The following is a 2,061-nucleotide window of genomic DNA, read 5'->3' as shown; positions in this document are numbered from 1 at the left end:
CCCCCCGTGGTAAAACCCTTTACATCCGAATTCAATCCCGGGTCGGTGTCGGCCATGTACACAAATTTCATGTTTGCCGGAAATGTACCCGCTGTAGAGCTAGAGGCCCACTCCTTAAAAACATATCCACACGACTCCAATGTCGCGGCTACCAAGGCGGGCTCAAATACCGCCGTATAGCTACGGGCGGCGCTCGCCGTAATGGTCTGAACGCTGTCCGTCAGTATCGTTGAATTATAAACCCAATGTTTGAACTTATAGCCAAGTTTCGGACGTGCCCGTAGCACCACAGGAATCGAGTTGTCAGACTTATAAAAATAGCTCCCCGTCCAAGGATAAGGCGATGCATTCACGCCCGGGGTTGTGGGCAATATATCAATCGTATTGACCCGCACATAGCCGTGGTCAGGATTCGACACGTTGACCGTCAAGTTGTACTGACCACTAAGACCGAATTTGTTTTGGATATGGGTCCGCTGATAGCCTGGGCGCTGTTGAAAAAAAGTAATACAATTAGCAATTTTCGACAGCCACGCTGCGCTATCTGATAAGGTTTTCCAACGTTCAAGATGGGTTGGAATCTCGGCGCTTATTCCATTGCGTTTTGCTTCAATAAAACCCGTGAGATAAGAAGTAGTGAATACTGTATTCATTAAATCGGCGAATCGATTGATAAAATCGTTCCGAAATGCCTGATTCTGTAATAACTTTCCCAACAGAAAGCCCGCGTCCCAATAGTTTGTAAATGAAGAAGCAATCGACAATCTATTATCAGTCCAATTACTTATTGTAGCATCGGCATCATATAAGCTCCAGCGCCATCGACCGTCGTGTCCCAAAGGGGCTGATGGATTAAAAGGGACTTGCAAACGCCAATATTTAATATTATTGGTTCCCCAATCCTGATTGTTATAAAATATCTCGGTTATCTGATAGTCGCGAAAGCTCTCCACATCCATTTGGGTTTGAACATAATCATAGTGGGTATTGCTTACTACGCCATTGGTATTAATATAACTAATCATAGACCTATAATGAGTAGTAGTACCCTCTTCAATCTCTTCTCCTATGATATCCAGACTATCTCCATTCACACCATATTTTTGCGCGTAATAGTGTTTATCTTGCCGCTGACGCATATTATGAATACCCCAATATTCACCATTCAAAAAAAGTAATGCTGGTCGATACGCCTGAATATCAATCTTCAAGTGAGCAACGGTTTCATGGACCAGCGCATCCTTAAAAAATGTACCATTGTAATCATTACCTGCATTCCGTAGGATAAATGTTTTATACTCGTTATACGGCAATTGAGGAAACAAAGGGTGCTCAATGGTTTTGTATTGGTCGGTGCCGTACAACCGCAATGATTTAAATTTAAATCCCCGGGACCAGCCACCATTAATGCGAATCCCCACATCTTGCTTATAGACTACGGTATCGGATTCAATAATTTCAAAATGAGATGCCCGTTCGGCAGGCTCGCCTGTACGTCGATAATTAGCGGGACTTCCAAAATCGGGGGTGAGCGTGGGGTTGGCATTTCGCCAATTGTCAAAATCAATTCCTGGCACATAAATCCCGTTGTTGTAGGAAAATAACCCATCCTCTTGCGACATCACCGACACCACGGGCAACGTAAACTTATTGGCGCCCGTCGGGGAAAAGAAAAATGAACTCGATGTTACTTCACTCGTCAAGGCCCCTGCCTTTACTGCCACCGCCCGAATCACCTTCCCCTTATAAAGCGGAGCGGTCGGTAAATAATCCAAACTTGAGCTATGTGTACTGGCTATCGTGCTGATTTTGTTGGGCAAATTCGATGCATCATCCACTGTCAGAGGGCTCGTGTAACTATACGATTGGTACTGCTTCGTCTGGTTGCTACCCGGATAGTTGTTGCGGTAAGTATAGCTCTGTGGAGTCAAGCTCCCCGCCGATGGTACCGACCCATCTGTGGTGTAATAAATACTCACCCCAGCGTCTGGATGACTAATTGTCAAACCAAAACTACTGCTGTAAAACCCGCCTACATGGGAAAAAACGGGCGGGCTCAAC

Annotated in this window: 1 protein-coding gene; it reads right to left on the bottom strand. The window is 45.2% G+C overall.

The genetic code is table 11. The features are described 5' to 3' along the window. Nucleotides 1–2,061, bottom strand: a 2,061-nt coding sequence (locus GVN20_RS29455; protein ID WP_206023402.1) for a CotH kinase family protein, incomplete at both ends; no start/stop codon positions are given.

Origin of the sequence: Runella sp. CRIBMP (assembly GCF_009905605.1) — a bacterium.
Classification (GTDB): Bacteria; Bacteroidota; Bacteroidia; order Cytophagales; family Spirosomataceae; genus Runella.
This window is presented reverse-complemented; position numbering and strand designations above follow the sequence as displayed.